We start from the raw sequence: 24,702 nt of genomic DNA, 5'->3' as shown, positions 1-24,702 counted from the left end.
TTAGTACCAAAGTTATCTTACGTTTACAACATAACCAATATTCTCCATAATCCCGATATAGCGAGGCAAACAAACGCTAAAGGGATTAAAACTTTCCAACATAAGGTCATCAGCTGGTCAGCCCGAAAACGGGGCAACGTCCAACGAATCCACATCTGTATACCGACTATTGTCAGTGATTTCAATAGTGTCCATGCAATTCCCCAACCTAATCCTGTTGTCCAATCGGCAAGACGTAAACTACCGATATTGGGTAGTGGACTATTCCATCCTCCTAAGAAAATTACTACACCTAAAATAGCAACTAGAAACATCATCGCATATTCGGCAAGGAATAAAAAGGCAAATTTAATTCCGCCATATTCGGTGTGAAAACCGCCTATGAGCTCGGATTCGGCTTCGGGGATATCAAATGGGGCGCGATTACACTCGGCAAGCGAAGCGATGAAGAAAATAGTATAAACGATAAGGAGGTGAGGTGCTTGGAAGATGTGCCAAGCAAAAATGCCCCCGATATCGGTTACGTTCCAAAATCCCATAAAATAGATCTGCTCCGGCGATGCAATGCCCTGCAAGTATGCGATGTCGTTGAGATTTAACGTCTGTGTAATCATGACCGCTGCGATCAGCGACAAGCCTACAGGCAGTTCGTATGATACCATCTGTGCGATGGCGCGGATAGATCCCAATAGCGAATATTTGTTGTTGGAGCCCCAGCCCGCCATTAAAATACCAATGGCATCGATCGCCACAATGGCCATGATGAAAAAGAGCCCGGTGTTGGTGTTTGCCGGGATGAAGTCCGGCGCCCAGGGCACGACACTGAAACCGATGAATACGGCGACAAATATCACGATAGGGGCAAGTGTAAACAAGACCTTATCTGCTGCGGTTGGCGTGATAAACTCTTTCTGTAATAGTTTCAAAATGTCCGCCAATGTTTGGATAAGGCCGTATTTTCCTGTTTCCATAGGCCCTAAGCGGTCTTGTACAAAACCAGCAATTTTACGCTCTGCATAAACGGCAAAGAGCGTAAATCCCGCAATGAAAGCAAAAATTGCGACAGGTACAATAATATGGACAATGAGATCGACCAATTTGTCTTTTTAGAATAGTTCTTAATTGGATGCAAACATACGTAAAACGGAGCAAAACGCCATAATATTTAAAGAAAATATACCAAAATAGTAGAGTTTATTTTCGAGGTTGATATATATGGCGCTATGTTATTCGATTTCATTGAGGTATCTGCACAAGATTGGTAGGCTTTTTGTATTGTTAGAATCGTATAATATTTAAAAAATAATATTGTATAAAAATAGTGATACAAAATATTATTGTGTAGCATTTGGGTTGAACCTTTCGTTTGAAGAAGTGTTCTAATTAAAGAACGATATTTAATTTTATAGCAATGAAAAAAATCAACTTTATTTTTGTAGGTCTTATGGTGATGCTAATGGCTAGCTGTGCCGTTCGGAAACCATCAAATAGTAGTATGGCAGATTTGGTTGGAAAAAAATGGCAATTAGTGGAACTTAATGGTAAACCAGTTGCCGCGAAGGTGAACGGCAAAATGCCATTTCTGAAACTAGAGGAAAAAAGCGGACGTTATGGTGCCAGTGGCGGATGTAACGGCATCGGAGGTGAATATACACTAGAAAAAAATAACGGCATTAAATTTTCGCGTGGGATCTCGACAATGATGGCCTGTATGGATATGAGTATCGAATATGGCTTACGTACTTTATTTGACGAAGCAGTTACCTATGATGTAAACGGAAGCGAGATGGTATTGAAGGGAAAGAATAACGACATATTGGCCAAATTTGCGATGGTTGTAGACCAAACGGATAAACTGGTCGGTACATGGGAGTTGGATTACATCCTCGAGCCGGAAACTACCTTTGATGTGCTGTACCCAGAACGGAAACCGACGATTACATTTGATGTGGCTGAAAAGAAAGTGAATGGCAACAGCAGTTGTAATAGTTTTTCAGGATCGGTGAATATTGATGGCCATACGATTTCCTTTGGCCCCATGGCGTCGACCAAAATGGCTTGCCCCGGAAATGGAGAACAAGTGTTCCTTAAAAATTTAGAGCGTGTAACATCGTTTGATGTACAGGATTCCACGTTGACCATGATTATGGACGATATGGTGGTGATGCGCTGGCAGAAGAAATAAATAAAACACGGCAAAAAAAAGACACGATTCAAAATCGCGTCTTTTTTTTATCGCTTGTCGAAATCAACATAATCTCGCTTTGTCTCACCGACATATACTTGGCGCGGACGCCCGATAGGTTCTTTGTTGTCACGCATCTCTTTCCATTGCGCAATCCAACCCGGAAGACGACCCAACGCAAACAACACCGTAAACATATCTGATTCAAAGCCTAACGCTCGGTAAATAATACCTGAATAGAAATCAACGTTGGGATATAGCTTTCTATCAATGAAGTATTGGTCATTTAATGCTGCTTCTTCGAGTTTTTTGGCAATATCTAAAACAGGATCTTGTACCCCCAGTTTTTCTAAAATATCATCACAAGCTTTCTTAATGATTTTGGCGCGTGGATCAAAATTTTTGTATACACGATGTCCGAATCCCATCAACCGGAAAGGATCATTTTTGTCTTTTGCTTTCGCAAGGTATTTCTCCGCATCACCACCATCATTTTTAATAGCTTCCAACATTTCGATAACCGCTTGGTTTGCCCCGCCATGTAAAGGACCCCACAGCGCATTGATGCCCGCTGAGATGGAAGCATACAGATTAGCGTTGGACGAACCTACAATGCGAACCGTAGATGTAGAACAGTTTTGCTCATGGTCTGCATGCAAAATTAATAATTTATGCATCGCACTAATAACAACCGGATCGAAAGTAGTTTCGCCGGTTACTTCTCCGAAAATCATATTCAGGAAGTTCTCAATATAACCGTAGTTATTTTTAGGATAAACTACAGGTTGACCTAATGATTTTTTCTGTATCCAGGATACGATGGTAGGCATCTTTGCCAAGAGATTGATAATGGTCTTATTGTCCTCTTCTTCTGTAGCATTCGGATTTAAAGATTCGGGATAGAAAGAAGACAATGCACCTACCAAACAGGATAACTGCCCCATAGGGTGTGATTTGGAAGGAAAGCCAACGAAGAAATTTTTCATGTCTTCGTGGATCATCATTTGCTTTCTGATATCGGAACGAAATTTCTCTAATACCTCTTTGGCGGGAAGCTCACCATATATTAACAGGTAGGCCACTTCCAGAAAAGTAGACTTTTCTGCTAACTGCTCGATGGGATACCCGCGATAGTGCAAAATGCCTTGCTCACCATCTAAAAAGGTAATAGCGCTTTTAGTAGCTCCAGTATTTTTAAATCCTGGATCTAATGTGATATATCCTGATTGATCTCGTAATTTGGAGATATCTATTGCTTTTTCGTTTTCAGTACCAATAATAACTGGCAATTCATAAGATTTTCCGCCTAAATTTATTGTTGCTTTATCCGACATATGTTATTAATCTAAAATAATCTACTTTCTACAAATGTATAAAAATCGGTGATAAATTCTAATACCGTTGCAATTTAAATGACAAAGAATTGTCATGATTCGTTTTTAATCTCTTTTTCTTTTTTTTGAAAATATTCTTTTGATTTACGAAATTTTCGTAATATTGTGAAAGATTAGTATTTTGATTATGGAAAAGTTAACCATTCAAGAAGAAGAAGCGATGTTATCCATTTGGCAATTAGACGGTGGATTTGTAAAGGAGGTACTGGATAATTTAAAAGGAGAGAAGCCGCCCTATACTACATTGGCGTCGACCATAAGGAACCTGGAACGTAAAGGATATGTGAAAGCGGTTAAATATGCCAATGCAAAGCGTTATGAACCCGTTATTTCGGAAGAGGAATATAAGGGGAAGTTTATGCACGACTTCGTAGGGGATTATTTTAGGAATTCTTATAAGGAAATGGTTTCTTTTTTTGTAAAAGAAGAGAAGCTTTCCGCAGCGGAATTGAAGGAAATCATGGATATGATAAAGAAAAATAAATCTTAGCTTATGTATTCTTTGCTTGCTTATATCATTCAAGTCAATATATTGCTAGCCGTAATATATCTAGGATATTACGGCTTATTGAAGAGATTGACATTCTATCGTTTAAATAGAGGGTTCTTTCTTATTGGAGCTGTTTTCTCCTTCGCATATCCTTTTTTGGATATCAAATCCCTGTTTCGCAAACATGTAGAGCCCGTAGGCAAGTGGCTGGGGTATTTGCCAGATTTTTACACACAGCAAGTAGGAAAATCTGCTTATACATTGGAAAACGTGATATATAGTTGCATTGTAATTGTCGGATTATGGTTTGCTGTTCGATTATGCTTGCAGTTATTGAGTTTATTACGTATTCATATCTATTCACGAAAGGCTATATGGAAAACGTATTGGTATCAAAATGTATTATTTCCTATTGTTCCGTTCTCTTTTCTGAACAAAATTTATCTCCATAAGGAGCAACATCAGGAACCGGAACTCTATAATATTTTTAAGCATGAGGATATCCATGTGAAAGGCATTCACAGCATGGATATACTAATGTTTGAAATATTACTGATAGTTTGTTGGTATAATCCCTTCGTGTGGCTCATGCGCAGAGCTGTACGTCAAAATTTAGAATACTTGACTGATCAACAAGTGCTAAATAAGGGTGTGGATCGGCAAACCTATCAGTATTCATTGCTGAACATATCGAAGCAAGGTGCCTCGTTGGGCGTTAGCAATCAGTTTAATTTTAAATTTTTAAAAAAGCGCATTATGATGATGAACAAGAAAAAATCGTCGAAACTCCAATTGAGTAAATATGCTTTCCTGCTACCGATCGTTATCTTTTCGGCAGGAGCATTTACTATTAGCAAGGCTGATGAAAAAATTACGGAAACGACGGAAGTGGTTAGGGAAAAACAGCTTGATATAACTACCCGACCAGATACGACGAAGACACCACCATTTGAAGCGAAATTTTTGAAAAGTAAGTCGGAAATTGATCAAACGCAGGACTATTTATACCTATACGATAGGAAGGTATTGTCTAAAGATGATTTTTTTCAGATAGACGATTCAGAATTGTACGGAATGATGTTTTCTTCGAAAGGTGCTTTAAAGGTACGATATGCGGACTACAATGATAAGGATGGCATTATTTCAGCATATTCAAAGGAGGAGCGTGACCGACAGCAAGAGCAGAGAGCTAAAGCTTTATATGTGATAGATGGAGTGATGCAAGAGGGAAAAGAAAGCATGGACGCCTTGGATCCTAATGAAATAGAATCTATTGATGTTCTTAAAGATAAAACTGCAACAGAACGCTATGGAGATAAAGGGAAATATGGTGTTATTATTATCACAACAAAGAAATAAGATAATATGTTGAGTAAATCCCTGATGGACTCATCGGGGATTTATCCCTACTTCGTATTCAGATTCGTCATGGTCAATTCGATGCCGATGTGGACAAAGCTCTGTATCATCTTCACAGCATGGTCAATGAGCGGCGGCAATTCTTTTTGCTCATCGGAATCAAAAGGACTCAATACGTAATCAACTTGTCTTCCTTTGGGAAAATTGTCGCCGATGCCGAAACGCAGCCGGGCGTAGTTCTGACCACCACAAGTAGCCTCTATGGAACGGAGTCCATTATGCCCTGCAGCGGAACCCTTCGGCTTAATTCGTAGAGAACCAAACGGAATAGCGAGATCATCTACCACGACCAATACATTTTGTATTGGAACTTTGAGTTCCTGCATCCAATAGTTTACAGCCTTACCACTTAAATTCATAAAAGTGGTGGGCTTAATCATGTACACGTTTCTGCCTTTAAGTTTAAATTCTGTATAGTAGGCAAGTTTCATCAATGACCAGGTTGACCCTGTTTGGTTTGCTGCTTCATCCACCACCATAAACCCGATGTTATGGCGTGTATCTGCGTATTCCTTGCCGATGTTACCCAGCCCGACAATTAAATAATTCATGGGTGCAAAGATAAGGAATAGTGTTAGACAAATAAAAAAGCACCGCACATATATGCGATGCTTTTTTATTGTTTAAATACCTCGGTACTATTTCTTAGAGCCTTTTGCTGCTTTTGCTGCTTCTTGCTCTGCTTGACGCAATGCACGAGACATTACTACAGATACGATCGTATCGTCAGCGTTGTTAAGGATTTTCGCATTTTCCAATGATACCTGTCCTACACGGAAAGATTTACCAACCTCTAACGAATCCATAGGAACCTTGATTTCCTGAGGAAGATCATTTGGTAATGCTTTCACACGAAGATTACGTAGTTTCTGAACAAGTTTACCGCCCATTTTAACACCTGGAGAATCTCCTGTTAATTTAATAGGAATATTTACAGAAACTTGTTTGTCATCAAACAATTCCAAGAAATCCACGTGTGTTACCAAATCGGTAAGTGGGTGGAATTGTGCGTCTTGAACGATAGCACGTGTTTTTTTGCCGTCGATATCCAATTCTACAAATACTACGTCAGCAGTATATAGAACAGATTTCAAATCAGCTGCGGATACAGCAAGGTGGGTTTGTTCTTTGCCACCATAAAGAACTGCAGGAATCTTTCCTTCGTAACGCAATTCTTTTGCATCTCTTTTCCCTACGTTCTGTCTAACAGAACCGCTAATAGCAATTGATTTCATTTCTTAATTATCTAAATTTGAGGTGCAAAAATACGGTATTTTTTTTGATAAGCAAATTTTTATTTGCTACTATCTAAGTGATTGTGCTTTCTCCGGAGTTTGCAGCCTATCGACTATGGTAGATAGCAATTTAGCTTTTGTTTTAAGAAACATTTGGCTAACTTTGTGGCAAAGCTAAGTTAATCTTGGAGTTTGTCCGATAGTATAAGGGTAGTACAAATGATTTTGGTTCATTTAGTCCTGGTTCGAATCCAGGTCGGACAACTTTTTTGGTTTTGCTTTCTTCTAAATTGGAAATAATAATAAATCCAACATATAAAACACGCGTAAGAAATGCCTTTGCAATTTAACACGGTGAAGCTGTTCGCAGGGTCTGGAACAGTGGAATTAGCGGAAAAAATCTCCACATCTTATGGAAAGCCGCTTGGCGATATGACCTTATCCAAGTTTAGCGATGGAGAAATTCAGCCTTTTTATAACGAATCAGTACGCGGAAGCGACGTGTTCTTAATCCAATCCACAAACCAGCCAAACGACAATCTTTTAGAGCTTTTATTTATGATTGATGCGGCAAAGCGTGCTTCTGCCCATTATATCACGGTGGTCGTACCTTATCTCGGTTATGCTCGCCAAGATAGGAAAGACAAACCGCGTGTTGCTATTGGCGCGAAATTGATTGCAAACCTCATTGTGGCAGCCGGTGCACACCGAATTATGACCATGGATTTGCACGCTGCACAGATACAAGGATTCTTTGATATCCCGGTGGATCACCTAGATGGATCTATTATATTTGTACCGTACATCAAATCGTTGAATTTGCCTAATCTGACCATTGCGTCTCCAGATATGGGCGGTTCGTACCGTGCTCGTACATTTGCCAAATTCTTCAACGCGGAGGTTATCATTTGTGACAAACGTCGTAAACGTGCCAATGAAATCGAATCTATGTCGATTATTGGAGATGTGAAGGATCAAGATGTCGTCTTGATAGATGATATATGTGATACGGCTGGTACGTTGTCTAAAGCGGCTGCGTTGATTATGGAAAACGGCGCTCGTTCAGTAAGAGCCGTATGTACGCATGCAGTCTTATCAGGAAAAGCTTATGATACGATCGAGAATTCAGTGTTAACAGAAATGATCGTCACAGATACCATTCAGTTAAATTCGGAGAAGCAAAGAAGCTGTAGTAAAATTAAAGTACTATCTACGGCTGATTTATTTGCTGGAGCGATTAAGAATGTAAATGAACACGGATCGATTTCTGATTTGTTTGACATTAAATAATGCCATTGTATTAGTAATGCTATTCTAATAAAAAAATAAGGGGCCGACTGAATGTCGGCTCTCTTGTTTTAAGATATATGGTATTGTTTTTATTTTATAAAAATATGAGGGAATAAAAAAAGCGCCAAGTTTCCTTAGCGCTTTTTGTTAGTAGCGGGGATCAGACTCGAACTGATGACCTTCGGGTTATGAGCCCGACGAGCTACCAACTGCTCCACCCCGCAATATTTCTTGAATTTTTTAAGCTTAGCCTCGCGCTTTGCTTTTTGTTAGTAGCGGGGATCAGACTCGAACTGATGACCTTCGGGTTATGAGCCCGACGAGCTACCAACTGCTCCACCCCGCAATTTTTTGGTGACACAAAGATAGCGTTTTTTGAGCTAAAACCAAAAGGAAATATGCTTTTTTAAAAAGATTGACAGTTGGAATTGGATAATGATCTAATATTCTGTACTTTCACTTTATCAATTATAATGAATTGTGATGAAAAGAAGTTTACCACTAACCGTTGTGACTCTCTATTTATCCGTTCAGCAGTTTTATTTATCCTTCTTATCTAAGAGGAAAAGTAGTGCGTTGACGCGTAAAAAGAGATTTTTACCGCCGGATAGTCCGGCGGACAACACTGCACATTGGGGTGTATGTATACCTGATTCCTATCTGTTTATTTTAAATGCTCAAAGATTATGCGTTTTACCTCTGTATTTATCTTAGTAATTGCTGTTTTACTGGGGTATAATACGCTGGTAAAAAGCCAAACATGGAGTGAAAGCCCGGTTGTGGAGCAAATTGTAGAACAATTGGTGGAAGAACTGGAGGAAGAAATTGATGTCGATGAATTCCTTGAGCTTCTGCGTTACTACCATACGCGACCAATTGATTTAAATAAAACAGACGAACAGGAATTGGCCAAGCTCTTATTTCTATCGCCTTTGCAGATTGCAAGCCTGTTAGCACACCGTGAACAGACAGGGAGGTTTATTTCTGTGCTTGAACTGCAAGGGATTGCTCATTTTGATCTACCGACTATCGAACGGTTAAATCCTTTTATCACGGTCTCTTCTACGTCCACGCTTGAGGGATTAACTTGGCGAAAACTTTATGATGACAGTGAGCAACAACTGATGTTGCGCTATGGTACCATATTCCAGGAACAACGAGGTTACCTTATTACGGACAGCACGCGATCGCGTTATCTCGGGGATGCAAACCGGTATATGCTCCGTTACCGTTTCAATTTCCGTAATCGGGTACGCTTGGCGATCAATATGGAAAAAGATGCGGGAGAACCTTTCTTTCGAGAAAAGCAACGCTATGGTTTTGACCATTACGGCGTTAGTCTATATGTGAAAGATGTCGGTATATTTAAAGAATTGTTGCTAGGAAACTATGCCTTGCAAGTGGGACAAGGACTAGTTATGTGGAACGGTCTGAGTTTTGGCAAAGGGGCGATGATTACGAGTAGCGCTAGACAGGGGGCAGGATTACGAAGTTATACATCTATGAACGAGAATAACTATCTTTCTGGTTTCGCCACGCGTTTATCAATTGATAATTGGGAAATTACGCCTTTTGTTTCCTGGCGAAAATTATCTGGGAACCGTTCCATAACAGAAGAAGATAGTTACATCATCAGTTCCATTTCGGCGTCCGGATTACATCGTACACCCAATGAACTTCGTAATCGCCGCGCTATAACCCAAGGTGTTGCGGGAATCGATGTTACCTATCGCTATAAACGCTTAAAGTTAGGTGCTGTAGGTGTTTACACACAATATGACGGTGCTATTGTGCATGATGGCTCTCCACGGCACGCCTATTCTTTTGAAGGTGACCGGTTAACCAATATAGGCATTAATTACCAGTACACGTTTCGAAATATGTATCTGTTTGGCGAAACGGCTCATGAATATGGTCGGGGTTGGGCAACGCTAAATGGCTTGATCGCCAGTGTGCATCCGAAAGTATCAACATTCGTTAACTATCGGAATTATCAACGGAACTACCATGCAGTTTTTGCACAAGCATTGGGAGAGGGAAGTGCGGTTACCAACGAAGAGGGAGTCTATACCGGATTTATGTTCCACCCCAATAGGAAAATAGAATGGGTAAATTATGTAGATGTGTTCCGCTTTCCGTGGTTACGTTATCGGGTAGACGAGCCAAGTACGGGAATGGACGTTCTATCTCAATTTACGTATACTTGGTATAAGATAGGGCGGGTTTCCCTACGCTATCGCCATCGGCTAAAACAAGAAAACAATAGCGGAAGGCCGCCCGACAGGGAGGTCGTGGATGTGCTTAAGGATCAGTTACGTTTAGCCTTTCAGTATAAATTATCCAACAAGTGGGAAATTCGGTCAAGAGCAGAGGGCATACGATATGAAAAGGATGGGAGAATTGATTTTGGATGGCTAGCTTATCAGGATGTATTCTGGAAACCTACTCGTTTGCCCCTGCAAGCAAACTTACGCTTAGCGCTGTTTGCTACCGACTCGTACGACGCTAGATTATATGCGTACGAGAACGATGTGTTATATGCGAGTGCATTTCCGATGTATAATGGGGAAGGTGGTCGTTCTTATATCAACCTGCGCTATCGTATCGGTCGCAAAACAGATTTCTGGCTACGTTACAGTCAAAACCACTATTTGGATGTGGAAACGGTGGGTTCCGGGTTGGATCAAAGCGAGGGTCCACGCCGATCAGAAATTAAAATTCAATTCCGATATCAATGGTAGGGCAATCTTCTTATCTGGCGTTGCGGAAAGTACCGTTTGCCAGAACTTTTTTATTTTTCGGAATAGGTATTGTCTGTGGCTATTACCTAGCATTACCAACATTGCTTTTTCAGATTATCATCGGATGTATTATAACTATACTTCTGTTTTTAATAGGGATAGAGATATATAGTCGACGACGGAGACACATTTTCTTTCCGTTGCTATTTTACACCCTGTTGTTCTTGTTGGGTATTGTTTGGATAGGACGAGAACTTCCTGCGCAGCAATCACGACATTTTGTCGATCAGGAAGTCAATTATTTGATAGGGGTGGTAATGGATGAACCCATATATGGCGAAGGAAGTATTCGTTTTCCCCTAGAAATTCGTCATATAGTACGTGATAAAGAAGTAAGTCCGGCAACAGGGCGAATTATGTTGAGTATTGCCCGGGAGAGCAAGGAGTCTGATTTAACACTATCTTATGGCGACAAGCTATTCTTCCGTAATAAAGTAACGGAGGTACGCGCGCCCCATAACCCTAAACAATTCGATTATAAAAGGTATCTGGCACATAAAAACATCTACCATCAAGCCTATATACAACCGGCGGATGTCCGACTGATTGGAAGCGGGGAGGGGAATAATATAGTAGCATATGCGTTAGCCGTACGCCAATATTTTGTCCGTAAATTCGAGCAATTTATAACAGATAGAGAAGCGTTGGAGGTCTGCTCGGCACTCATCCTAGGCTATCGTGCCAATTTCCAAGCGGAGACATTAGCCGCTTTCATCAATACTGGTACCGTGCATGTGTTGAGTGTTTCGGGACTGCACGTAGGCATGGTATTCTTTCTATTGAATTTTTTGTTCGGTTTTTTGGATCGCTTCCCTCATGGTAGGCCTATCCGATTTACGCTGATCCTTATTTCCATTTGGGGTTATGTTTTATTAACCGGAATGGCACCTTCTATTTTGCGCGCAGGGGTGATGATTTCTTTTCTGTTAGTAGCGGGATGGAGTCAACGTTCCAATCAAAACCTCAATTCGCTTTTCGCGTCCGCGTACTGTCTGCTCTTATTTGATCCCTTTATGATCTTCGATATGGGCTTTCAGTTGTCCTATTTGGCTGTCTTAGGATTATTTACACTCTATCCGCTGCTGAACAAAGCTTTTCCAATAAACAACAAGTGGATACGTATCATATGGCAAGCGGTATTGGTTTCGTTCAGTGCGCAACTTTTTACAACTCCCTTGGCACTGTATTACTTCCATCAGTTTCCGAATTATTTTCTACTCGGGAATCTATTTGTATCGCTGCCGGCTACCACGTTGATGTATGTTGGTATAGCATTAGCGGTATGTCCTTTTTTATTCGCCAACAGCTATCTAGGAATAGGTTTAACCTATTTGAGCCGCTTTCTCCTAGGTGGGCTTAAAGTGATTGAGAGCTTACCTTTTGCCACTGCACAAGGCATTGATTTTTCGGGGGCGCAGCTCTTTTTGTTTCTATTGGTCATCGTTTTTCTGCTTATTACTTGGTATGGTCTGCGTAAACCATTTTTATGGTGTACGTTCATTTCCGTAGAAATACTTGTGTTTTCTGTTGCCGTAACGTCTGTAAAATATACCTCTTATAAAGGTATAAAGATGTACAATGTGGGGCGGGAGGTTGCCATTGCGGTGATTGATTGCGGTAAAGTTTCTCTTGTGTCTACGTTGGATAGTGTGAAACATCCAAGATTAGCTATGCAGGTTCTACCGGATCTTCAACATTATACACGAACAGCGGATATAACTTTTCACCGGCTACCCGAGTTAAAAAGAGGGCAATGTATGAAGATCCAAACGGCTATGGGGACATTAGGTATTATGGAAGGCAGCAGAACAGAAAAGAAACCTGTGGCATGTGATATTTTATTGTGGCGTAACATGTCTCCTTATGACACCCTTGATGACAAGGATTTCAGTAATATCAAACTTTTGATATTGGACGGGTCGAACGGACCGAGTATTTTGCCAAAGATGATAAAAAATGCGGATTCTTTAAGGTTATCCTATTATGTGTTGAAAAATAATTTTGCTTATGTTTGGGATAAGAAGCATGGAAAATAAAAGTCTGGACATACTGGAACAATATTGGGGATATAAGACCTTTCGCCCACTGCAGCAGGATATTATTAACGCAGTGTTGCAGGGGCGCGACACCTTGGCGTTAATGCCTACGGGAGGGGGGAAGTCTATTTGTTTTCAAGTGCCGGCACTTCAATCGGCGGGTATATGCATTGTGGTCAGCCCGCTTATTGCATTGATGAAAGATCAGGTCCAGAACCTACGAAAAAAAGGTATCGAAGCGGTTGCTATTTTTTCAGGTATGTCGCATCGGGAAGTGGATATTGCCTTGGATAATTGTGTGTACGGGCGGATCAAGTTTCTTTATCTTGCGCCAGAACGTCTATATAGTGATTTGGTAAAAGAACGAATACGCTATATGAAGGTGAGTCTTTTTGCTATCGACGAAGCACACTGTATTTCGCAATGGGGGTATGATTTTCGCCCGGCTTATTTGGAATTGGCGAAGTTGCGTGAGATTCACCCAAGCACACCTTTTTTGGCATTGACGGCTACTGCGACGCCACGTGTCGTTGATGACATTCAAGACAAATTACATTTCGTAGGAGGCGAAGTATTTCAAAAAAGCTTCCGAAGGGAAAATTTAGCCTATATGGTATTGGCCGAGGAAGATAAGATGGGACGGATGCTGCGCATGATTCACAAGATTGGAGGATCGGGGGTGATCTACGTCCGTAATCGTCGTGAGACGCAGGAAGTGGCACAATATTTAATCAACCACGGCGTACCAGCAGATTTTTATCATGCCGGATTGGATGCACAAACACGTTCACAAAAGCAGGACAGCTGGATGGAAAATCGGGTGCGTGTCATCGTCGCGACCAATGCGTTTGGGATGGGAATCGATAAACCGGATGTGCGATTTGTATTGCATCTGGATATTCCCGATTCGTTGGAGGCTTATTACCAGGAAGCGGGCCGGGCAGGTCGCGACGGAAAGAAGGCATTTCCAGTACTGATGTATCAACAGGCGGATCGCGAAAAATTGTGGGATAATTTTATAGCTGGTTTTCCACCGATACAATTTATTCAGCAGGTTTATCATTATCTTGGAAACTACTTCCAGATCGCTTACGGTGCAGGGAAAGGACTTTTTTTTGATTTTGACGTTGTCGATTTCTGCAAACGCTATAAAATAGATGTTCTCCCGACATTGAGTGCGTTGAAGTTTTTGGAAAGAGATGGGTGGATTGCCGTATCTGAAGCTGTTTTTATTCCCTCGCGATTTAAGTTTGAAATTGATTATCAAGAGCTTTATAAATTTCAGGTGCAGTCTGCGAAATATGATCCGCTCATAAAATTGATTTTGCGTACAACAGGTGGCGCATTCGATTTTTATATTGCGTTGAACGAATATGAACTGGCGAAAAAGCTTAAGGTTTCGTATGATAACATCGTGAATATGTTGCGGGGACTCCAACAATTGGAAATAGCTTCCTATCTTCCTAAAACAGATGCTCCGCAACTAGAATTTCTTCAAGCGCGTGTAGATTATAAGCACCTCTTTATTGATACATCTTTTATCGAGGAGAGAAGGCATATTAAGGAACAACAAATAAAAGCTATTTATGCTTTTCTTGACACGAAGGATTGTCGAAGCATAGCGTTGCAAACTTATTTTGGGGAGAAAGAAGTGATATTTTGTGGTATTTGTGATTTATGTTTGGTGCGTCAGCATCGTGAAGATATACACGAGAAATTACAGGAAGAAATAAAGACCGTATTATTGGCGGGCGAAAAAGAGGTGAAGCATCTTGTTGATGAATTAACGCTTGGCGACGATGATACGAAGTTACACGTGATCCGATTGCTGCTGGATCAAGAGCAGATTGTTTTGCGGGATGGGTTGTATTATTGGAATAGTGATTTTTAGGGCAGGAATAAGGCCTACCCTAAAAATTATTATTTAATCAAACTTAACCAGGCTTCCGCCATAAGGTTTGCACCCGCTAACGAAGTATGTACACCATCTGTTGTCCAATAATCACCAGAACCGCGGCTTGCCGCTTTGTCGAACACGGATTGATAAGGCAGGAATATAGCGTTATATTCTTTTGCTATTTCTTTTGCCGCTTGTTGATAACCTAGAAAATCGGGATACCAGGCATCTGTTACATGTTTTACATCTTTCACACCGAACGGTTCGCCGATAATCAATTTAACTTGTGGAAGTTGTTTTAACGTGGTATCCAATAATTGCTGATATTGCTGTTTATATTGCTGCGGTGTATTTTGCGCACCCCTATCGATGGTACGCCAGAAATCGTTTACACCGATAAGTATGCTTAATATCGTTGGGCGAAGTTGAATGGCGTCGGTATCCCATCTGCTGATAAGGTCTGGTACTCTATTTCCGCTGATACCCCGGTTATAGACCTGAATGTTTTTATCAGCATATTTATTTAGTAACGTAGCGGCAGCCATCATCGCATATCCATGACCAAAGGCGATGGTGTCGTTTGGTTTTAAATTATCCCGTTTCCGTCCCGCATCGGTAATAGAATCACCCTGAAATAAGATAACATCATTTTGTTGTATGCGTAACTTTTCATTTTTTGCCAGATTATTTTCTGCTGCAAATAACGCTTTGGTGCCTATAGTGGCAGCTCCTAAGGTAAGGAGACTTTTTGTTAAGAATTTTCTTCTTGTTTCCATATAAAACGAAGGTTTATAAAACCAAGTTAGGCTTTTCACGCGAATTTTTCAACACCTTGCCGTATTATTTCACAAGCACGTTTTATTTCCGCTTCCGATATCGTGAGTGGTGGGGCTACGCGTAACGCGGTTTCACAATGCAGATACCAATCGATCATGACGCCGTGTTCCGCACAAAAGCTACTCACTTGATATACCTGTTCAAAGGTTTCCAATTGCAGACACATCATTAACCCTATCCCTCTAATCTCTTTTATTTTAGGATGGTTCAACTCTTTGCGGAACAAAGCTACTTTTGTTTCCACCGTATCCAGTAAGTTTTCATTTTGGATGACCTGCAAAGAAGCTAATGCTGCAGCACAGCTTACCGGATGGCCTCCGAAAGTGGTGATATGCCCCAGCATAGGATTGTCCTTGATGACGTCCATAATTTCTTTTCGCGCAATGAATGCACCGAGCGGCATACCGCCTCCGATACCTTTTGCTAACATTAAGACATCCGGTACAATTCCAAAATGTTCAAAAGCGAACATTTTGCCTGTCCTTCCGAAACCCGTTTGTATTTCATCAAAAATCAGAATAGCACCCGTATCGTCACATTTCCTACGGAGAGCCTGCATAAATTCCGTAGACGGAACACGCACGCCGGCCTCTCCTTGGATGGCTTCCACGATAACCGCAGCGGTTTGGTTTGTGATAATGTCTAAACTGCTTATGTTATTGAACTGGATAAATTCTATTTCGGGGAGTAGTGGAGCATAGGCCTCTTGATATGCTGGGTTGCCGATTAGACTTAATGCTCCCTGTGTACTGCCATGATATGCTTTTTCAGCAGCGATAATCTGTCGACGTCCGGTATACTTCTTCGCGATTTTCATGGAACCTTCGACCGCTTCCGCTCCGCTATTCGTCAAGTAAACGGAACCGAATGAAGGAGGTAGCGTCGTAAGTAAAGCAGTGGCAAACTGCACCTGTGGTGCCTGTACAAATTCACCGTATACGGTAACATGGAGATATTTTTCCAACTGCTGTTGTATAGCTGCTAGTACTTCGGGGTGTCGATGTCCAATGTTGCTGACGTTAAAACCCGATACAAGATCTAAATAACGCTCACCATTGGGGCCATATAAATATACACCTTCCGCTTTTACAATCTCGAATAAACGAGGAGATGAAGATGTTTGAGCTGTATTTTTAAGAAAGAGTTCTCTGTTGCTAATCATGTTTTAGTAGACAGTAATCAGTGGACAGTGTATAATAATCAGAAACCTTGCTGTTGCTATATTGAGTTCGCCAGCCGGCAGGTTTTTAGCTCGTTTCTCGTGATTCGAAACTAGTCAATAGTGACGAAACACGGATCACGAACTAACGGTTTCTCCTTTGTAATTCCTTGTAAAGCAGTTCTCGGAAGTTTTGTTCAACTTCGAAAAACTGAGACGCCCTGGCGGAACCGATTACTTCAGCAAACTTTTTTCTATATTCCTTTTTGATATCCAACTCTTTGGCATCATAAGAGAGCACATCCCGTTTTTCCGTTCTATTAAAAGAGTTCACTCCCTTCGGAGAAGGTGTTTGGGTATTTTCTTTTTTCTGCGATCGGATAGCCCATACATCTTTACTATATTGATTGTAAATCGGGAAGAAACGTTGTGCTTCAGCGGGTGTTAAATTAAGCTCTTTCGTGATATAGGCAATCTTTTCACTCTCAATCGCCGCAAATCGTTTGGAATCACGAGGCTGTGCACCCGCTGACAATATACAGAATATAACTGCACTGATTGTGACAAATAAATGTTTAAAACGTAACATTATAACGCGTAATTTAAATAGTCTTCAATATCATTTTCCTTTACATGCGTACAAATCCCTTCAGCATCGTGGGAATGATTCATACACTCCATGATATAAAGAATATCATGACTATCATTCAAAGCACTTAGATAATTAATAATCTCGTCATCGGGAATAGAAGACAAATGTGATTCGCTGAAACTCGCTTGAGCTCCATTGTTTATACTCCCGTTGTTTATACTATTGTATGAAGCGATTCCAATTACTAAGGCAACACAGGCCGCAGCCACATACTGAATCCACTTGTTGAAGTTCAGTCTACGCACGATGGTTTTTTGTCTTTCTTTTCCCGTCGTTTGTGCAACAATCTTATCCTTCAGTATTCCAGTATAATCTTTTGGAACTGTAAAACCATCAGCAGATATCTGCTGTTTCAGTTTATCTTCAAATATGTTAGTTTGAATGCGCTCAGACAGACTTTCAAAATAGCCCATCGGAACATCGAACTCTTCTTGCTTTACAACGCTTTCTATTCTTGTTTGAGACAGAATCTTATCCGATAAATCTTCAAAATATCCTTTAGGGGTGTCCCATTCTTCATGCACAGCCTCTTTATACTGCTCCATTTTTATGTGAAGCTGAATATTGTCTGTTAATTGAGAAAAGTAGGATTCTGGTACGCTGAATCCCGTTTTTTCTAAGTTTGATAACCCCACTAGGCGTACTTGAAACAAGACAGAAGAAGAGAGTTGATCAAAATAATTTTCAGGTACCACAAAGGGATTTACACGTAATGATCCCGGTAGGTTTAAACCATCCATTCCATCGTAATATGTATTGTCTTCCTTCATAGTCACTTGTTTAGAGTCGAAAACCCGGTTAGGGTTTAATCATGTGATGTAAAAAAGTGCTCTATTTTTTTTACTGCCAGATGATAAGAGGCTTTTAATGCTCCGACACTCGTGCCTAGGATCTCTGATATTTCGTCATATTTGAGATCCTCGAAATATTTCATATTAAATACCAACCGTTGTTTGTCCGGAAGAGTTAAAAGTGCCTGTTGCAGTTTCATTTGTGCTTGGTCACCATTAAAATAGCTTCCTTCCGTTAGCGTTTCTGCTAAATAAGCAGAACTGTCGTCGTCCAATGACAAGTTCTGCTTTTGTTTTTTTCTATTTAGAAAAGTAATACATTCATTCGTGGCTATACGGTACAGCCAAGTGTAAAGTTGGGAGTCTTCTCGGAATTTTTCGAGATTTCGCCAAACTTTGATGAATATATCCTGTACGACATCATCCGCGTCGTCATGGTCAATAACCATCCGACGAACATGCCAATATATTTTTTGTTGGTATTTTTTGAGTAAATAGCCAAACGCCTCTTCGCGTGTGCTTTCATCAGCAAATTTTGATATAATTAAGGCGTCTTCCATTTATTCTTCTCAACTATTTTCTAGTGATTACTTTTCTTGCTGCTGCTACGATAGAAGCTGCATTAAGGCCATATTTTTCCATCAGCTGTGCCGGTGTACCCGATTCGCCAAAACTATCGTTGACGGCCACATATTCTTGAGGAGTCGGTTTCTTTGTTGCTAAAAGTTGCGCTACGCTATCACCTAGGCCGCCCAGACGGTTGTGTTCTTCCGCCGTAACTACACATCCTGTTTTGGTAATAGATTTTAACACGGCTTCCTCATCCAAAGGTTTGATCGTATGGATGTTGATAATCTCCGCGTTAATACCTAGCTTCTCTAATTCCTCACCTGCCTGGATTGCCTCCCAAACCAAATGTCCTGTAGCAATGATCGTTACATCTGTGCCCTCATTTAACATGATCGCTTTACCGATTTCAAATTCTTGGTCGGCAGGAGTAAAATTAGGTACAACCGGACGTCCGAAACGTAGGTAAACAGGTCCTTCGTGGTTAACTAAGGCTAAGGTAGCCGCTTTCGTCTGATTAAAATCGCAAGGATTAATAACGGTCATCCCAGGAAGCATCTTCATCAATCCAATATCTTCCAATATTTGATGTGTCGCGCCATCTTCTCCTAACGTCAATCCGGCATGCGAGGCACATATCTTCACATTTTTATCCGAGTAGGCTATGGATTGTCTGATTTGGTCGTATACGCGACCTGTTGAAAAGTTAGCAAATGTACCCGTGAAAGGAATCTTGCCGCCGATAGTCAAGCCAGCCGCAATTCCCATCATATTAGCTTCCGCAATTCCAATCTGAAAGAAGCGTTCGGGAAACTCCTTGATAAAATCGTTCATTTTTAACGATCCGATCAAATCGGCACAAAGTGCCACTACGTTTTCATTCTGTCTGCCAGCTTCTAATAGACCTGCGCCGAAGCCAGAACGAGTATCTTTTGATTCTGTATATGTGTATTTTTTCATTATATGCAATTAATAATCTCCTAAGGTTTCTGCATTCTGTGCTAATGCGGATGCTAATTGTTCGTCGTTAGGGGCAATACCATGCCATTTGTGCGACCCCATCATGAAATCTACACCGTTACCCATTTCTGTATGCAATAGTATCATGACAGGTTTACCCTTACCTGTGCGCGATTTTGCTTCATCTAAACCTTGGATTACCGACGTCATATCATTTCCCTTTTCTATTTCCATGACATCCCAGCCAAAAGCTTCCCATTTTGCACGGAGATTTCCGAGTGATAATACCTGTTCGGTAGGTCCGTCAATTTGCGCGCCGTTATAATCCACCGCGGCAATAATATTGTCCATTTTATTATGTGGAGCATACAAAGCGGCTTCCCATACCTGTCCTTCCTGCAACTCGCCATCACCCATTAACACATATACCAAACTATTGTCTTTATTCAATTTCTTGGCTTGAGCAGCGCCGATAGCAACAGATAGACCTTGTCCCAACGATCCTGACGCGATACGGATGCCGGGTAGCCCTTCGTGTGTGGTCGGGTGGCCTTGAAGACGGGAATCAATTTTTCTAAACGTACTAAGTTCGCTTACGGGAAAGTATCCCGCACGGGCTAGTGTACTATAGAAAACGGGAGAAATATGTCCGTTTGATAAGAAAAATAAATCTTCTCCGATGCCATCCATATTGAAGGAAGGATCATTTTTCATCGCATAGAAGTACAACGCTACAAAATAGTCCGTACAACCAAGCGAACCACCCGGGTGTCCGGATTGGCAAGCATGCACCATACGAACGATGTCACGTCTTACCTGTGAAGCGATCTGTTCTAGTTTGTTGATATCTGCACTCATTTTTGAAATATAATGTTTCGGTTATTTTGGCTATAAAGTTAATGATTTTTAGCAGAGTAGCTGATAAAAAGCGCAACTAAAAAAGGGAAGATCTTACAATCTCCCCTTTTCTGCTTTTTTAATATGGTATTATAACGCCTCAGCGACCACTTCTTCTACTTCTGGCACCATTCTTTTCAACAAGCCTTCAATACCGGCTTTTAAGGTAATGGTGGAGGATGGACAGCCGCTACAAGAACCACGTAGTTCTACCGTGACGACACCGTTATCAAATGATCTATACGCAATAGCACCTCCGTCCTGTTCCACTGCCGGGCGAACGTAGTCGTGCAAAACCTGTTGGATTTTTACTTCCACCTCCGTGCCTTCAAAGTTTACGTCTTCGGAATGTTCGACTGGCTTAACAGCCAATTCCGATTCGACCGCTCCTTTAACAAAATCTTTTAGCAAAGGCTCAATATCTGGCCATTCTACTCCTTCGCTCTTTGTGACGGTTACAAAATTACTTGCGAAAAAGACGCCTTCTACAAAGTTGAATTTAAATAGCTCTCTGGCAAAATCAGATTCTTGCGCTTTTTCCCGGTCGGGATAATCCAGACTACCGTTAATCAATAATTTATTGACCAAAAACTTCATGGTAGAAGGGTTGGGAGTCGATTCTGTATATACATTAATTGTTGCCATATTTCCTGTAATCTATAATAGTTGACAAATATACGCCAAAAATAAGCCAATGCAGGTCATTTTGACGTCAAAGCTTATCGTACGATACCGGTATAGTTGCTCGGAGAAATCGCTTTGATTTCTGCCTTAATTTCTTCACTCACATTCAATCCATCGACGAAAGTTGCGATCGTTTCCTGCGTTACATGTGTATTGGTGCGGGTTAGATCTTTCAGTGCCTCATAAGGTTTGGGATAGCCTTCTCTTCGCAATATCGTTTGAATAGCTTCTGCTACGACTGCCCAATTGTTCTCTAGATCCGCCTGAAGCGCAGTTTCATTAAGAATGAGTTTTCTTAATCCTCTAATAGTGGATTTGATCGCGATAATGGTATGCGCAAAAGGAACGCCAATATTGCGCAGTACTGTTGAATCGGTCAGATCACGTTGCAAACGTGAAATAGGAAGTTTTGCCGCTAGATGCTCAAATAAAGCATTAGCTATACCTAGATTCCCTTCTGCATTTTCAAAATCAATAGGGTTTACTTTATGCGGCATAGCGGATGACCCGATTTGTCCTACAGTTATTTTTTGTTTGAAATACTCCATAGAGATATATGTCCACATATCCCGACAGAGGTCGATCAAGATATTATTGATACGTTTGAAAGTATCACAACTTGCTGCAAAATTGTCATAGTGTTCGATTTGGGTAGTCGTTTGGGAACGAGACAAACCGAGCTTTTCATTTACGAAATTATTACCGAACGCCACCCAATCCGTAGCCGGATACGCTACGTGATGCGCATTAAGGTTTCCGGTGGCGCCACCAAATTTAGCGGAAAGAGGTATTTGCTGTAACAACTCGAGTTGCTTTTCTATTCGTTCAATGAAAACTTTAATTTCTTTTCCCAAGCGTGTAGGTGAGGCGGGTTGTCCATGCGTTCTGGCCAACATAGGTATATCCTTCCATTGCTCGGCAAGTGATTTCAGCTCTTCCGTTAATTCTTGGATGTTTGGAAGATAGATTTGGCTTAAAGCTTCTTTCCAAGAATAGGGAATAGCGGTGTTGTTGATATCTTGTGAGGTCAATCCGAAATGAATGAATTCGAGTGAATCATGCAATCCTAGTTTTTCAAATTCATTTTTTAGGAAGTATTCTACGGCCTTAACATCATGGTTGGTTACTTTCTCGGTATCCTTGATCCATTGCGCATTTTCCGACGAAAAATTTTTGTAGATATCACGAAGACGTTCGTTAAGAGAACCATCAAAATGTGACAACTGTGGAACCCCCGACTCACATAACGCAATGAAATATTCTACTTCCACTAATACGCGGTATTTAATCAACGCAAATTCCGAAAAATAATTAGCAAGTTCTTTTGTATTATTATGGTAACGTCCGTCGATAGGCGATACGGCAGTTAGGGATGATAAGCTCATGATCACGAAAAATAAAGTTAAAATTAAATAGCTGTCCTTCAGGACAGGATTAAACTAGGGACAAAAATAAGAAAAACTCGAAAACTAGCACTTTCGGAAAAAAGAAAACCCACACAATTGTGTGGGTTTTGACGTATTTTTTAATACTGTTCGGATTACTGAACGTTTTCCAAAGAATCAGCGATAGAATCACCTTCAGCTCTAACTGAATCAGCTACGTTTTCCAAAGAATCAGCAACTTGCTCAGTTTGGTTTTCGATACCTTCAGCTAAAGAATCAGTAGTTTCTTCAGTTGTAGTTTGCTGACCGCCACAAGAAGCGAATGCAATTGTTAAAGCTAGACCTAAAAATCCGAATTTGAATAAATTTTTCATTTTTTAATTTTCTATTTTATATTGAAACAAATTTGTTTATTTACACTTTAATACCAGCAATTATAAAAGGTAACCTATGTTTTTACAAAAAGTAGAAAAAACTGAACGTTTCTCTATATAGTCCTTTTTAAAAGCCGGCGCAAATATAATGGTGTTTTGCTGAAAAACAACAATAAAAAACATTTTTCATAAAAAAAGTGTTACAATGGAGGGTACCCAAATAACTGAACATGATAAAAAAGCTAAAAAATATACTTCAATTGTTGAAACACGTCGACTTAGCGCAACTGGATGCACTATCTAAGAAAGTCGATATTCCAACACTTATGGCAGGGATGTCTAAAATGAGCGAGGAACAGTTGAAAGGTATGGCGAAGATGTTAACAGGTGGTGTTAAAAAACGCGAAGCACCTGAAATTAATGCAGACTTTTATGCTGTAGAAGCCAAGTTATCTACAGATGACCGAAATTTACAGTTGAAGGTAAGAGATTTTTTAGAGCGTGAAATTAAGCCTATTGTAAATAAATATTGGTTGCATGATGAATTTCCCTTTGAAATTATTCCCAAATTAGCGGAGTTGAACGTATGCGGATATGTTTATGAGGGATATGGCTGTGCGGGTGGTACTTCGTTAATGGATGGCATAATAGCTGCAGAATTTGGGAGAATAGATCCGTCTATTGCAACATTTCTGGGGGTTCAAAGTGGATTGGCAATGGGTTCTATCTATATGTGTGGTTCCGAAGAGCAAAAGAGTGAGTGGTTGCCCAAAATGCAGCGATTGGAGAAAATTGGGGCGTTTGGATTGACAGAGCCAGAAGTAGGGTCGGGAACAGCAGGTGGTCTAACTACGACTTGCCGTAAGACGGCCGAAGGATGGGTGCTAAACGGCCAAAAGAAATGGATCGGCAATTCCACATTCTCCGATATGACCATTATTTGGGCTCGGGATGTGGATGATAACCAAGTAAAAGGATTTATCGTACGTAAGGAGAATCCGGGTTTTATGGTGGAGAAAATAAAGGGTAAAATGGCATTACGTATTGTGCAAAATGGGCTGATTACGTTAACAGACTGTTTGGTACAGGAAGCCGATCGCTTGCCACTTGCGAATAGCTTTAAGGATACGGCTAAGGTATTGCAGATGACGCGTGCAGGAGTAGCGTGGATGGCGGTCGGTTGTGCCCGTGGTGCTTATGAAAACGCATTGGATTATACGTTAAAACGTAAGCAGTTCGGGAAACCCATTGCATCATTTCAGCTGATACAAAATCATTTAGTGGAAATGCTTTCTAATTTAACGGCTATGCAGACGCTCGTTTTCCGTTTGTCAGAGTTGCAAGATGAAGGCAAATTGAAAGACGAACACGCTTCTTTAGCTAAAGTCTTTTGTACTTTGCGCACACGAGATATTGTATCAAGGGCGCGTGAAGTAATGGGAGGAAATGGGATATTGTTAGAGTATAACGTCGCTCGTTTCCTAGCGGATGCGGAAGCTATTTATTCGTATGAGGGTACAAAAGAAATTAATTCTCTTATTGTCGGAAGAAGTATTACCGGAATAAGTGCATTTGTGTAAGGGAGATATATGTTTTGGTCTTGTTTTTGTTACAAAGAACGGGAAGATTAATCGTATTATAAGGTTAAA

The 24,702-nt window shown here is 40.7% G+C and carries 22 protein-coding genes and 2 tRNA genes; 8 read left to right on the top strand and 16 right to left on the bottom strand.

Annotated elements, in window-relative coordinates; translation table 11 throughout:
• Positions 1 to 23: 23 nt before the first annotated feature.
• Positions 24 to 1,097 (bottom strand): NADH-quinone oxidoreductase subunit NuoH, encoded by a 1,074-nt coding sequence (gene nuoH, locus H8B21_RS01480; RefSeq protein WP_190312020.1) that lies wholly within the window; start codon positions 1,095 to 1,097, stop codon positions 24 to 26.
• Positions 1,098 to 1,411: 314 nt separating this feature from the next.
• Between nuoH and H8B21_RS01475 the strand changes: the two genes are divergently transcribed.
• Positions 1,412 to 2,185, top strand: coding sequence for an META domain-containing protein (locus H8B21_RS01475; protein WP_190312019.1), 774 nt, complete (start codon positions 1,412 to 1,414; stop codon positions 2,183 to 2,185).
• A 47-nt stretch (positions 2,186 to 2,232) separates the two neighbouring features.
• Here the strand turns inward: H8B21_RS01475 and H8B21_RS01470 are convergent, their stop codons facing one another.
• Complete coding sequence (locus H8B21_RS01470) at positions 2,233 to 3,519, bottom strand: citrate synthase (protein WP_190312018.1); 1,287 nt, start codon at positions 3,517 to 3,519, stop codon at positions 2,233 to 2,235.
• A gap of 187 nt (positions 3,520 to 3,706) precedes the next feature.
• On the opposite strand from H8B21_RS01470, the gene H8B21_RS01465 reads away from it, so the two are divergent.
• Both H8B21_RS01465 and H8B21_RS01460 read left to right on the top strand, forming a co-directional pair.
• A complete protein-coding gene (locus H8B21_RS01465) occupies positions 3,707 to 4,069 on the top strand; it encodes a BlaI/MecI/CopY family transcriptional regulator (RefSeq protein ID WP_190312017.1) in 363 nt (120 codons plus the stop codon).
• A gap of 3 nt (positions 4,070 to 4,072) precedes the next feature.
• Complete coding sequence (locus H8B21_RS01460; protein WP_190312016.1) at positions 4,073 to 5,428, top strand: M56 family metallopeptidase; 1,356 nt, start codon at positions 4,073 to 4,075, stop codon at positions 5,426 to 5,428.
• Between the two features lie 47 nt (positions 5,429 to 5,475).
• Here H8B21_RS01460 and pth read toward each other — a convergent pair whose 3' ends face one another.
• On the bottom strand, positions 5,476 to 6,039 hold the full coding sequence (pth, locus tag H8B21_RS01455; protein ID WP_190312015.1) for an aminoacyl-tRNA hydrolase: 564 nt from the start codon (positions 6,037 to 6,039) through the stop codon (positions 5,476 to 5,478).
• Between the two features lie 87 nt (positions 6,040 to 6,126).
• Positions 6,127 to 6,723 carry a 50S ribosomal protein L25/general stress protein Ctc gene (locus H8B21_RS01450; RefSeq protein ID WP_190312014.1) on the bottom strand — a complete coding sequence of 199 codons (597 nt, stop codon included), beginning with the start codon at positions 6,721 to 6,723 and terminating at the stop codon, positions 6,127 to 6,129.
• Between the two features lie 333 nt (positions 6,724 to 7,056).
• Here H8B21_RS01450 and H8B21_RS01445 point away from each other — a divergent pair, with 333 nt between their 5' ends.
• Positions 7,057 to 8,013 carry a ribose-phosphate pyrophosphokinase gene (locus H8B21_RS01445; RefSeq protein ID WP_190312013.1) on the top strand — a complete coding sequence of 319 codons (957 nt, stop codon included), beginning with the start codon at positions 7,057 to 7,059 and terminating at the stop codon, positions 8,011 to 8,013.
• Positions 8,014 to 8,164: 151 nt separating this feature from the next.
• Here H8B21_RS01445 and H8B21_RS01440 read toward each other — a convergent pair.
• Positions 8,165 to 8,237, bottom strand: a tRNA-Met gene (locus tag H8B21_RS01440).
• A gap of 49 nt (positions 8,238 to 8,286) precedes the next feature.
• Positions 8,287 to 8,359, bottom strand: a tRNA-Met gene (locus H8B21_RS01435).
• 340 nt (positions 8,360 to 8,699) lie between these two features.
• Here H8B21_RS01435 and H8B21_RS01430 point away from each other — a divergent pair.
• Genes H8B21_RS01430 through H8B21_RS01420 form a run of 3 tightly spaced genes read left to right on the top strand, consistent with a single transcriptional unit; the run spans position 8,700 to position 14,741 of the window.
• Complete coding sequence (locus H8B21_RS01430; RefSeq protein ID WP_190312012.1) at positions 8,700 to 10,754, top strand: ComEA family DNA-binding protein; 2,055 nt, start codon at positions 8,700 to 8,702, stop codon at positions 10,752 to 10,754.
• Entirely contained in the window at positions 10,748 to 12,850 is a 2,103-nt protein-coding gene (locus H8B21_RS01425; protein ID WP_190312011.1) for a ComEC/Rec2 family competence protein, read from the top strand. Before H8B21_RS01430 ends, H8B21_RS01425 begins: the two co-directional genes overlap by 7 nt.
• Positions 12,840 to 14,741 carry a RecQ family ATP-dependent DNA helicase gene (locus H8B21_RS01420; protein WP_190312010.1) on the top strand — a complete coding sequence of 634 codons (1,902 nt, stop codon included), beginning with the start codon at positions 12,840 to 12,842 and terminating at the stop codon, positions 14,739 to 14,741. The genes H8B21_RS01425 and H8B21_RS01420 overlap by 11 nt, the downstream gene beginning before the upstream one ends.
• Positions 14,742 to 14,770: 29 nt before the next feature.
• Here H8B21_RS01420 and H8B21_RS01415 read toward each other — a convergent pair whose 3' ends face one another.
• The 10 genes from H8B21_RS01415 to H8B21_RS01370 form a co-directional block, all read right to left on the bottom strand.
• Complete coding sequence (locus H8B21_RS01415) at positions 14,771 to 15,523, bottom strand: SGNH/GDSL hydrolase family protein (protein WP_190312009.1); 753 nt, start codon at positions 15,521 to 15,523, stop codon at positions 14,771 to 14,773.
• Between the two features lie 35 nt (positions 15,524 to 15,558).
• Positions 15,559 to 16,746 (bottom strand): aspartate aminotransferase family protein, encoded by a 1,188-nt coding sequence (locus tag H8B21_RS01410; protein WP_190312008.1) that lies wholly within the window; start codon positions 16,744 to 16,746, stop codon positions 15,559 to 15,561.
• 142 nt (positions 16,747 to 16,888) lie between these two features.
• Complete coding sequence (locus H8B21_RS01405; RefSeq protein ID WP_190312007.1) at positions 16,889 to 17,332, bottom strand: hypothetical protein; 444 nt, start codon at positions 17,330 to 17,332, stop codon at positions 16,889 to 16,891.
• On the bottom strand, positions 17,332 to 18,165 hold the full coding sequence (locus H8B21_RS01400; protein WP_190312006.1) for a hypothetical protein: 834 nt from the start codon (positions 18,163 to 18,165) through the stop codon (positions 17,332 to 17,334). Before H8B21_RS01400 ends, H8B21_RS01405 begins: the two co-directional genes overlap by 1 nt.
• 35 nt (positions 18,166 to 18,200) lie before the next feature.
• Positions 18,201 to 18,746, bottom strand: a complete 546-nt coding sequence (locus H8B21_RS01395) for an RNA polymerase sigma factor (protein WP_190312005.1) — start codon at positions 18,744 to 18,746, stop codon at positions 18,201 to 18,203.
• A gap of 13 nt (positions 18,747 to 18,759) precedes the next feature.
• Complete coding sequence (locus H8B21_RS01390; protein WP_190312004.1) at positions 18,760 to 19,713, bottom strand: transketolase family protein; 954 nt, start codon at positions 19,711 to 19,713, stop codon at positions 18,760 to 18,762.
• Between the two features lie 9 nt (positions 19,714 to 19,722).
• Positions 19,723 to 20,571, bottom strand: a complete 849-nt coding sequence (locus tag H8B21_RS01385; protein ID WP_190312003.1) for a transketolase — start codon at positions 20,569 to 20,571, stop codon at positions 19,723 to 19,725.
• A gap of 129 nt (positions 20,572 to 20,700) precedes the next feature.
• Entirely contained in the window at positions 20,701 to 21,255 is a 555-nt protein-coding gene (locus tag H8B21_RS01380; protein ID WP_190312002.1) for a NifU family protein, read from the bottom strand.
• Between the two features lie 74 nt (positions 21,256 to 21,329).
• Complete coding sequence (gene purB / locus H8B21_RS01375; protein WP_190312001.1) at positions 21,330 to 22,679, bottom strand: adenylosuccinate lyase; 1,350 nt, start codon at positions 22,677 to 22,679, stop codon at positions 21,330 to 21,332.
• 155 nt (positions 22,680 to 22,834) lie between these two features.
• A complete protein-coding gene (locus H8B21_RS01370; RefSeq protein WP_190312000.1) occupies positions 22,835 to 23,053 on the bottom strand; it encodes a hypothetical protein in 219 nt (72 codons plus the stop codon).
• Between the two features lie 230 nt (positions 23,054 to 23,283).
• Here H8B21_RS01370 and H8B21_RS01365 point away from each other — a divergent pair, with 230 nt between their 5' ends.
• Positions 23,284 to 24,633, top strand: a complete 1,350-nt coding sequence (locus tag H8B21_RS01365; protein ID WP_190311999.1) for an acyl-CoA dehydrogenase family protein — start codon at positions 23,284 to 23,286, stop codon at positions 24,631 to 24,633.
• The last annotated feature ends 69 nt before the right edge of the window (positions 24,634 to 24,702 follow it).

The sequence above is a fragment of the Sphingobacterium chuzhouense genome, from assembly GCF_014692525.1.
Lineage (GTDB): Bacteria > Bacteroidota > Bacteroidia > Sphingobacteriales > Sphingobacteriaceae > Sphingobacterium > Sphingobacterium chuzhouense.
This window is presented reverse-complemented; position numbering and strand designations above follow the sequence as displayed.

Excerpts from the sequence above, each read along its gene's own strand:
- H8B21_RS01415 (WP_190312009.1), bottom strand. The coding sequence starts at position 15,523 with ATGGAAACAAGAAGAAAATTCTTAACAAAAAGTCTCCTTACCTTAGGA.
- H8B21_RS01425 (WP_190312011.1), top strand. The coding sequence starts at position 10,748 with ATGGTAGGGCAATCTTCTTATCTGGCGTTGCGGAAAGTACCGTTTGCC.
- H8B21_RS01410 (WP_190312008.1), bottom strand. The coding sequence starts at position 16,746 with ATGATTAGCAACAGAGAACTCTTTCTTAAAAATACAGCTCAAACATCT.
- H8B21_RS01450 (WP_190312014.1), bottom strand. The coding sequence starts at position 6,723 with ATGAAATCAATTGCTATTAGCGGTTCTGTTAGACAGAACGTAGGGAAA.
- H8B21_RS01365 (WP_190311999.1), top strand. The coding sequence starts at position 23,284 with ATGATAAAAAAGCTAAAAAATATACTTCAATTGTTGAAACACGTCGAC.
- H8B21_RS01420 (WP_190312010.1), top strand. The coding sequence starts at position 12,840 with ATGGAAAATAAAAGTCTGGACATACTGGAACAATATTGGGGATATAAG.
- H8B21_RS01470 (WP_190312018.1), bottom strand. The coding sequence starts at position 3,519 with ATGTCGGATAAAGCAACAATAAATTTAGGCGGAAAATCTTATGAATTG.
- H8B21_RS01380 (WP_190312002.1), bottom strand. The coding sequence starts at position 21,255 with ATGGCAACAATTAATGTATATACAGAATCGACTCCCAACCCTTCTACC.
- H8B21_RS01445 (WP_190312013.1), top strand. The coding sequence starts at position 7,057 with ATGCCTTTGCAATTTAACACGGTGAAGCTGTTCGCAGGGTCTGGAACA.
- pth (WP_190312015.1), bottom strand. The coding sequence starts at position 6,039 with ATGAATTATTTAATTGTCGGGCTGGGTAACATCGGCAAGGAATACGCA.
- purB (WP_190312001.1), bottom strand. The coding sequence starts at position 22,679 with ATGAGCTTATCATCCCTAACTGCCGTATCGCCTATCGACGGACGTTAC.
- H8B21_RS01370 (WP_190312000.1), bottom strand. The coding sequence starts at position 23,053 with ATGAAAAATTTATTCAAATTCGGATTTTTAGGTCTAGCTTTAACAATT.
- H8B21_RS01385 (WP_190312003.1), bottom strand. The coding sequence starts at position 20,571 with ATGAGTGCAGATATCAACAAACTAGAACAGATCGCTTCACAGGTAAGA.
- H8B21_RS01390 (WP_190312004.1), bottom strand. The coding sequence starts at position 19,713 with ATGAAAAAATACACATATACAGAATCAAAAGATACTCGTTCTGGCTTC.
- H8B21_RS01465 (WP_190312017.1), top strand. The coding sequence starts at position 3,707 with ATGGAAAAGTTAACCATTCAAGAAGAAGAAGCGATGTTATCCATTTGG.
- H8B21_RS01405 (WP_190312007.1), bottom strand. The coding sequence starts at position 17,332 with ATGTTACGTTTTAAACATTTATTTGTCACAATCAGTGCAGTTATATTC.
- H8B21_RS01460 (WP_190312016.1), top strand. The coding sequence starts at position 4,073 with ATGTATTCTTTGCTTGCTTATATCATTCAAGTCAATATATTGCTAGCC.
- H8B21_RS01400 (WP_190312006.1), bottom strand. The coding sequence starts at position 18,165 with ATGAAGGAAGACAATACATATTACGATGGAATGGATGGTTTAAACCTA.
- H8B21_RS01475 (WP_190312019.1), top strand. The coding sequence starts at position 1,412 with ATGAAAAAAATCAACTTTATTTTTGTAGGTCTTATGGTGATGCTAATG.
- H8B21_RS01430 (WP_190312012.1), top strand. The coding sequence starts at position 8,700 with ATGCGTTTTACCTCTGTATTTATCTTAGTAATTGCTGTTTTACTGGGG.
- H8B21_RS01395 (WP_190312005.1), bottom strand. The coding sequence starts at position 18,746 with ATGGAAGACGCCTTAATTATATCAAAATTTGCTGATGAAAGCACACGC.